General features: G+C 74.0%; 8 protein-coding genes. 4 read left to right on the forward strand and 4 right to left on the reverse strand.

Annotated elements, in window-relative coordinates; genetic code table 11:
• Positions 1-84 precede the first annotated feature (84 nt).
• The 3 genes from JF597_RS45260 to JF597_RS45270 all read left to right on the forward strand — a co-directional run bounded on the left by JF597_RS45260 (position 85) and on the right by JF597_RS45270 (position 2,588).
• Positions 85-1,059 carry an ABC transporter ATP-binding protein gene (locus JF597_RS45260; RefSeq protein WP_294010828.1) on the forward strand — a complete coding sequence of 325 codons (975 nt, stop codon included), beginning with the start codon at positions 85-87 and terminating at the stop codon, positions 1,057-1,059.
• 100 nt (positions 1,060-1,159) lie between these two features.
• Positions 1,160-1,897, forward strand: coding sequence for an ABC transporter permease (locus JF597_RS45265; protein WP_294010831.1), 738 nt, complete (start codon positions 1,160-1,162; stop codon positions 1,895-1,897).
• Positions 1,898-1,931: 34 nt separating this feature from the next.
• The gene (locus JF597_RS45270) at positions 1,932-2,588 is read left to right on the forward strand and encodes an AAA family ATPase (protein ID WP_294010833.1); all 657 of its coding nucleotides are present in this window, start codon (positions 1,932-1,934) and stop codon (positions 2,586-2,588) included.
• Between the two features lie 414 nt (positions 2,589-3,002).
• Here JF597_RS45270 and ybaK read toward each other — a convergent pair whose 3' ends face one another.
• The 4 genes from ybaK to JF597_RS45290 all read right to left on the reverse strand — a co-directional run bounded on the left by ybaK (position 3,003) and on the right by JF597_RS45290 (position 7,074).
• On the reverse strand, positions 3,003-3,509 hold the full coding sequence (gene ybaK / locus JF597_RS45275) for a Cys-tRNA(Pro) deacylase (RefSeq protein ID WP_294010835.1): 507 nt from the start codon (positions 3,507-3,509) through the stop codon (positions 3,003-3,005).
• A 15-nt stretch (positions 3,510-3,524) separates the two neighbouring features.
• Positions 3,525-4,265 (reverse strand): LON peptidase substrate-binding domain-containing protein, encoded by a 741-nt coding sequence (locus JF597_RS45280; protein ID WP_294010837.1) that lies wholly within the window; start codon positions 4,263-4,265, stop codon positions 3,525-3,527.
• Between the two features lie 11 nt (positions 4,266-4,276).
• Positions 4,277-5,344, reverse strand: a complete 1,068-nt coding sequence (locus JF597_RS45285; RefSeq protein WP_294010839.1) for a hypothetical protein — start codon at positions 5,342-5,344, stop codon at positions 4,277-4,279.
• 152 nt (positions 5,345-5,496) lie between these two features.
• Positions 5,497-7,074 (reverse strand): oxidoreductase, encoded by a 1,578-nt coding sequence (locus JF597_RS45290; RefSeq protein ID WP_294010841.1) that lies wholly within the window; start codon positions 7,072-7,074, stop codon positions 5,497-5,499.
• A gap of 246 nt (positions 7,075-7,320) precedes the next feature.
• Between JF597_RS45290 and hisD the strand changes: the two genes are divergently transcribed.
• The coding region (gene hisD / locus JF597_RS45295; RefSeq protein WP_294010843.1) for a histidinol dehydrogenase at positions 7,321-8,138 on the forward strand (818 nt) is incomplete at its 3' end.

Here is an 8,138-nt window from a genome sequence, read left to right on the forward strand (position 1 = left end):
AGGCGAGTAAACGGGGGCGACCCCGTAGTCTCGTCCCTTGTGAGTACGGGCGTGGGGCAGGCACTTCGGCGGCAGGGTGATGTCGTGTGTGCTGTGCGTGGGCTGACCAAGACCTACGCCGCGGTCAAAGGGCGGCGTGGTGCCCCCGCCGTGCCCGAGGTGCGGGCCACCGACGGGGTGGAGCTCGACGTCCGGCGCGGGGAGATCTTCGGGCTGCTCGGGCCGAACGGGGCCGGCAAGTCGACGCTCGTACGGCAGCTCACCGGACTGCTGCGGCCCGACGCGGGCAGTGTCGAGATCCTCGGGCACGACATCGTGCGGCACCCGGAGCGGGCCGCGCGGATCCTCGCCTACCTCGGGCAGGAGTCCAGCGCCCTCGACGAGCTGACCGTGTCCCTCGCGGCCGAGACCACCGGGCGGCTGCGCGGACTGGACGTGCGCCAGGCGCGGCGCGAGCGCGATGCCGTACTGGAGGAGCTGGGCCTGACGCCGATCGCCGGGCGGGCGCTCAAGAAGCTCTCCGGGGGCCAGCGGCGGCTCGCCTGCTTCGCCGCCGCGCTGGTCGGGGAACGGCCGCTGCTCGTGCTCGACGAGCCGACGACCGGGATGGACCCCGTGGCCCGGCGGGCCGTGTGGGCCGCCGTCGACCGGCGGCGGGCCGAACAGGGCGCCACCGTGGTGCTGGTCACCCACAACGTCATCGAGGCCGAGACGGTCCTCGACCGGGTCGCCGTCCTCGACCAGGGCCGGGTCATCGCCTGCGACACCCCCGCCGGGCTCAAGGAACGGGTCGCGGGCGAGGTGCGGGTCGAACTGGTGTGGCGGGAGCGGGCGCCGCTGGACGTGCCCGAGGTGGCCGTCCTGCGGGAGCGCGCCGTCGAGTCCGGCCGGCGGTGGACGCTGCGGCTCGCCCCCGAGGAGGCGCGTGCCGTCGTCGCCACGGTGACCGGCGGGGCCGCGTTCGCCGCCCTCGACGACTTCACCCTCGCCACGCCCAGCCTGGAGGACGTCTACCTGGCGCTGGGCGGCGCCGCACGGCAGGGGCTGGTGAAGGCGTGACGACCGGTGCGAGGGTGAACAGGACGGCGGCCGGGCGCGTACGGAAAGACGCGGCAGCGGTCGGGGCCGCAGGTGCCGCACGGAAAGGGAGCAGCGCGACGTGAGTCTCGTACCCGCTGAGGTTCTGCCGGGCGGTGCCCTGGCCGTGGAGGAGACGGCGACGGGCGTCCCGGCGGCCGAGCTGGGCCCGCGGGCGCGGCTGTGGCCGTCGCTGGTGGCCGTCTACCGCGCGCAGCTGTCCCGGGCCCGGGTGGCGCGGATCCCGCTGCTGTTCGTCGCGACCTTCCAGTCCGTCGGCATCATGATCATGATGCGCGGGGTGGTGGACTCGCGGGGCGAGGCCCAGTCCGTGGTGGCCGGGTCGTCGGTGGTCGTGCCGCCGGCCTCGGTGGTGCTCGGGGCGGCCGCCGCCTACGCCTCCTTCACCGTGCCGGGGACGCTGGTCACGGCCGTCTTCGGGTGCGTCCTGTTCGGGCTGCCGCTCGGGAACCTGTGGATCCTCGTCGCGGTGATCCCGCTCGCCGGGGCCGCCCTGGCCGGGCTGGGGGCGGCCTGCGGCCTGCTCGCGCCCCGTCCCGAACTCGCCACGCTCCTCGGGCAGCTGGGCATGTCGGCGGCGCTGCTGCTCGGTGTGCTGCCGCCGGACCGGATGCCGGGGATCATCCAGTTCGCGCGCGACCTGCTGCCCTCGACGTACGGCGTGGAGGCCTACGCCCGGACCTTCGGGGCGCGGCCCGACTGGGCCGTCGTCCTCGCTGACCTGGGGGTGTGCGCCGGGGTGGGGATCGTCTCGCTGGCCGCCGCCACCTGGGCGTACCGCAGGGCCGCCGTCCGGTGACGCGCCCCACAGGCCGACCTGGCACGATGGCAGGGTGACCGCACCGTTGACGCCGCCTCCGCCGCCGCACGACCAGTCCTCGCACCAGGCCTGGCAGGCTCCGCCGCCCGACGGGGAGACCGTGGGGGAGTACGGACAGGACGGTCCCGGGATGAAGACCGAACTGCGGGAAGGCGCCGTCATCGCCGTCGCGGTGGCGGTGAGCGGGGTGCTGCTCGGGCTGCTGTGGCTGTGGCTGGCGCCGCACGTGCCGCTGGTGGGGGACCAGTCCGGCAAGAGCTGGGCGGTCTACCTCAAGGACAGCGAGGGGGAGCAGGCGGCCGGGGTGGACGGGACGTTCACGCTGCTGGCGCTGGCCTTCGGGGTCGTGAGCGCGGTCGTGGTGTTTCTGTGGCGGCGGCGTGGGGGTGTGCCGCTGGTGGTGGCGCTGGGGGTCGGGGGGCTGCTGGCGTCGGTGCTGGCCTGGCGGCTCGGGGTGTGGCTGGGGCCGGAGCAGGACGTGATCGCCCATGCGAAGGCCGTGGGCAAGGGGGTGACGTTCTCCGCGCCGCTGAAGCTCGGGGCGAAGGGGGCGTTGCTGGCGTGGTCGTTGTCGGCGTTGGTGGTCCATCTGGGCCTGACGGCCCTGTTCGGCCCACGGGACCCGGAGCCGCCGTACGACGACGGCCCGTACGCCGCTCCACCGGCGTAGTTCTTCTCGCCCCCGCCGCCCCCACCCGTCCCGTCCCTCCAGGGGGTGGGCCCCTTCGACCGCCCTTTGCGGGGGCTGCCGCCCCCGCACCCCCGCTTCGGCCTGAACGGCCTCGTCCTCAAACGCCGGACGGGCTGACATGTGGTGTCGACCGGCTTTTGTCCTCAGGCGTCGGACGGGGTGTTCGGTTACTGGTAAGCGGAGGGCGCGGCAGCAGAGCCAGGGGCGCGGAGAACTGCGCGACCAGCCCTCGACGGCCCGCAGTCCACCTGTCACCTCGCCGCGCCCCCCCATCCGCCTATGCCGGACGGCGACCGTGGTTTGAGCGGCGCTTCTTCAGGCGCCACTTCCTTTTCCGTGTCTTCTTCGACATGTCTTCCGTACTTAACCCAGCACGGAGACTTCGTCGAGAGGTCACGCACGGCCGATGGGGGCCAGGGTCGCGTCCGTGAGGGTCGCGAGGGCGGCGGGGGCGAGCTCCACCTCCAGGCCCCGGCGGCCCGCCGAGACGCAGATCGTGGCGTGGGCCGACGCGGAGGCGTCCAGGACCGTGGGAAGTCTTCTGCGCTGGCCCAGCGGGGAGATGCCGCCACGGACATAGCCCGTCGTGCGCTCGGCCAGAGCCGGGTCCGCCATCGCCGCGCGCTTGCCGCCGACCGCCGTGGCCAGGGCCTTGAGGTCCAGGCTGCCCGCCACGGGGACGACGGCGACCGTGAGCGTGCCGTCGACGTCCGCGACGAGGGTCTTGAAGACGCGCTCGGGGGACACGCCCATCGCCTCGGCCGCCTCCTCGCCGTAGGACGGGTGGGCGGGGTCGTGGTCGTAGGAGTGGACCGTGAAGTCCACGCCCGCCGTGGTCAGGGCGACCGTCGCGGGGGTGCCACCGGCGCCGGACTGCTGCTTCTTCGACTTCTTCGGCATTCAGGAAACCCCGGCTCAGTTCAGGCTCGTCGGCGCCCGCGTCAGGTCCGCCGCGGGCAGTGACGGCAGGTTACGGATGATCGCCGTCTCGGAGCGAAGGAGTTTCAGCTCGTCGCGGAGGCGGGACGCCGTGTCGGGTGCCTGGAGGAGGCGCTGCTTGGTGGGGGTGTCGTGCATCATCGCGGCCGCGACCAGGTAGGAGACGACGGACGGCTCGTCGGGAAGGTCGACGCCCGTGGAGAGCGAGCGTTCCCGTGCGCCCGCCAGACGCTTCTGGTACTGGCGGAAGGCCCGCAGGACGCCCTCGGCCAGCGCACCGGCCTCGTCGCCCGGCTCCTCCGTCAGCTCCTCCAGCTCCGCCGTCAGGAACGGGCCCGACGCGTCGACGGAGGCCAGGCGCACCCGGTTCGTCCCGGTGGCCAGCACCTCGAACGTGCCGTTCGCCCGCTCCCGGATCGTCGCCGCGTCGGCCACGCAGCCCACCCGGTGGAAGGACTTGAGGGGGTCGGGTCCGAAGCCGGCCGCCGGGCCGCGGTCGGGCTGCGCCGTCGGGTCCGGCATGCCCGGCGCGCTCGGCGCCACCTCGTGGCCGTCGCGGATCGCCACGACGGCGAACCGGCGCGGTTCTTCCTCGGGCGTCTTCAGCAGGTCGCGCATCATGGCGCGGTATCGCTCCTCGAAGACGTTCAGCGGCAGCACGAGCCCCGGGAACAGCACCGAGTTCAGCGGGAAGAGGGGAAGACGGACGGTGGTCACGGCGCCACAGCCTAGTGGTCATCGGCGGGAACATGTCCGCCGTGCTCGGCCCGTGGGCGCCCGGAGGGCCTCGGCGAGGGGATCAGCACGGCCTCGGGGAGCGGTTCCGTACCGGCCAGCAGGTGGTCGCGCAGGCGTACGAAATGGCCCAGCGGGTCCTCGGAGAGCCGGCCCCAGGGGAAGGACGTGACGTACGGGCCGATCAGGTGCAGCTGGGTGCGGGCGGCCTCCCAGCGCTCCAGGCGGACCAGCAGGTACATCAGCTTGTTGCGGATCTCGGCCGGCCAGGTGTCGGCCGCCGGGAACCGCGCGGAGAGCGCGATCGCCCGGTCCGCCGCCGCGTCCAGGCGGCCCCGCGGCACCTCGGGCCCGCAGCCGTCGGTGAGGTAGGCGAAGGCCGCACGGGCCGGCAGGGCCTGGACGAGCGAGTCCGGCGGGGCGTCCTGCGCGGCCAGGTCGGCGAAGTCGAAGCACTCGCCGTGCGAGCCGTGCCAGTACGTGCCCAGATAGCGCAGCGCCGCCACATGGCAGCCGTAGTGGTGCGGGGCGCGGCGGACCGCCGCCTCCCACAGCTCCTCGAAGTACCGGTGGCCGGCGTTCGTCCCGCGGGCGTGGTCGAGCGCGATCCGCCACGGCACCGGGTCCCGGTCGTCGCCGCGCGCGGCCGCCGTGATCAGCGGGCTGAGCGGGCGCAGCAGTTCCGCGCGGGCGGGGGAGTCCCAGGCCTGGTCCACCGCGAGCTGGGCCTGGACCAGCAGCAGGTCCGGGTCGTGCGGGGCGGCCGCGGACCACCGGCCGAGCCACTCGGCGCGGGAGCGGGCGAAGAGGGCGAGCCGGCGCACGTACCGGTCGCGCTCCTCCCACTCGGCCGCGCCCCGGGTGCCGGCCAGCAGTTTCGCGGCGGGCTCGTACTCGCCCCGGCCGGCCGCGACCAGCGCGGGGGCGAGCCGTTCGTCGGGCGCGTCCAGGAACACCTCGTCGTCGTCGCCCGGGAGCGGCCCGGCGGCGAGAGGCGAAGCGTTCGTTGCCCTCCGAGTGGAACGGAAGAGCGCGCGCAGCGAAGTCATGGCGTTGACCATTGAAAGTCCGCAGGTCGGGGCAGCGCCAGACGGTATGGCCAACTCCACGAAAGTTGTACGCCCGTCGGTCAAGGGCGGGTAAAAGGTGACTATTGCTCACCTGTTCTGTGCCTGTGAGCGACGCCACTCGCCTGCCCCGGCGGCACCGCGGGTCACCCCCGCCTCAGCAGCCTCGTCGCCCCCGCCGCCACGGTCGTCGCCAGGATCCAGCCCAGCAGGATCATCGCCGCCGCCGCCCACTGCCAGCCGCCGGTGAGCCGCCACTGGCCGACCTGCCCCAGGTCGATCACCGGCAGCAGCAGGTCCAGGACGAACAGTGCCGGATCCCAGGCCGGGTGGCCGCCCGAGTTCATCGGTGGATGCGGGGCGTGCGCGAACGCGAGCGTGCCCGCCGCCCACAGCACCGCCATCCACACCGCCGCCCGGCCCGGCCGGTAGCCGTAGGCCACCGTCAGGTCCTGCGCGTACCCCCAGACCTTGGCGGCCGGCGGCAGCGTCTCGCGGCGCCGCCGCTGCTTGGCGAGCAGCACCTCGCGGGCGTCCTCGTCCTCGCCGGCGGCCCGCAGCACGGTCGCCAGCCGCTCGTACGGCTCCGGGTTGTACTCGGCGGTCGCCGCCGCCACCCAGTCCAGCCGCCGGGTCAGCGGGAACGGGCCCTGCGGCACCAGGTTCTCGTAGGCGAACCCGCCCATGTGCAGCCGCCCCGGGCCCGGCCAGCTGGTCGCCAGGTCGACCAGGTTGACCACCCGGGCGCCGGACAGCAGCACCCCACCGCGCTGCGGCTCCTCGCCGAGGAACCGCAGCTCCGGCGCCTGCACCCGGCGCAGCGACAGTTGCTGGTCGTCCGTGAAGGTGAACCGGGCCCGCTCCAGGTCGATGGCGTCCCCGAACCGCCCGTCGTCCAGCCGTATCCCGCCCTGGCACTCGAACCGCTGGATCCGCGTCCCGCGCGCCGGGGTCGTCCCGCTCTGCCAGGGGCCGCCCACCCCGGCCGGGGTCAGGTACAGGGTCCGGCCGACGGTCAGCTGGGGCGCGTTCAGCGCGAACCGCCCGTCCGGGTTGCGCAGCCGCGCCCCACGCAGGCTCAGCGAGACGCCCACCTTGGCGCTGCGCAGGCTCAGCTCCCCGTGCGTCTCCAGCAACTCCGCCTGCAGGTCCTGGCCGACGGTCATGCCGTCCGCCGCGATCGACCGCCCGCTGCGGTCCCGGTACACCACCGCCTGGTTCAGCAGCAGGTCGGTGCCGATGTGCGCGTCGGTCAGCCGGACCCCGCCGAGGAAGCGGCAGCGCGGCAGATGCAGGTCGCCCTCCGTGTGCAGCCGGGCCGCCTCCAGGCGCGGCGCCGCGCAGTTCACGAACCGCGCGGTCGTGAAGTGCGCCTCCGGCAGCAGGATCTCGTCGTCGAACCGGCAACCGCGCAGCTCCATGTACGGCAGGACCGTGCCGCCCGCCAGGTCCAGGGGGCCGGTGATCCGGACGCCGGCCAGCTTCAGCGAGGACACCCGGCCGGCGAGCGGGGGCGGCCCGTCGAGCAGCAGCCAGCACACGATCCGGGCCCGCACGGTCCGCTCGGGCCCCCACGGGTGGCCGCCGTGCGGATCGTCGACGTGCATGTCGCCGCTGCTCAGGTCGTACACGCTGCCGTTGCGGAACGCCTGCCACATACCGGCCTCGGCCGCGGTCAGATCGTCCGGCAGATCCCCGTCCCGGACGCCGTCCCCCTCGGTCACGGCTCTTCCTTCTTCCTCGGCTACTCGCGGGTCATGTTCGGTACAACCGGTGATGCCCGGTGGGTGAGATCTCGAACACAGATGGTGAAGGTGATCTTCCGGGTTCCGGCCAGGCTATGTACCGGCCGTTGCCCCGCGTCGCGTATCGGCCACCGACCGGCGCGGGTGCAGCCGTCGGCTCACGTTCTGTATCAGCCATTGATACGCGCGGACGGGCTCCGAGTGCCGTCTGAGAGAATTGAGCCTGTGATCTCCCGAATCGATCTGCGCGGCGACGCCCTCCCCGAGGGCCCCGCCCTGCGCGACCTGCTGCCCCGAGCCGACTTCGACGTCTCGGCCGCCCTGGAGAAGGTGCGTCCGATCTGCGAGGCCGTGCATCATCGGGGCGACGCGGCGCTGATCGACTTCGCCGAGAGGTTCGACGGGGTCAGGCTGGAGCAGGTCCGGGTCCCGGCCGAGGCCCTGGCCAAGGCGCTGGAGGAGCTCGACCCGGCCGTGCGCGCGGCCCTGGAGGAGTCCATCCGGCGCGCCCGTCTCGTCCACCGTGAGCAGCGCCGTACGACCCACACGACCCAGGTCGTGCCCGGCGGGTCCGTGACCGAGAAGTGGGTGCCCGTGGAGCGCGTCGGGCTCTACGCGCCCGGCGGCCGGTCGGTCTACCCGTCCTCCGTGGTCATGAACGTGGTGCCCGCGCAGGAGGCCGGCGTCGGGTCGATCGCCCTCGCCTCCCCGGCGCAGGCCGAGTTCGGGGGCCTGCCGCACCCGACCGTCCTCGCCGCCTGCGCCCTGCTCGGCGTCGACGAGGTGTACGCGGCCGGCGGCGCCACCGCCGTCGCGATGTTCGCGTACGGCACCGAGTCCTGCCCGGCCGCCAACATGGTCACCGGCCCCGGCAACATCTGGGTGGCCGCCGCCAAGCGCTACTTCACCGGAAGGATCGGCATCGACGCCGAGGCCGGCCCGACCGAGATCGCCGTCCTCGCGGACGCCACCGCCGACCCGGTGCACGTCGCCGCCGACCTGATCAGCCAGGCCGAGCACGACCCGCTGGCCGCCGCCGTCCT

Origin of the sequence: Streptomyces sp. (assembly GCF_019510245.1) — a bacterium.
Classification (GTDB): Bacteria; Actinomycetota; Actinomycetes; order Streptomycetales; family Streptomycetaceae; genus Streptomyces.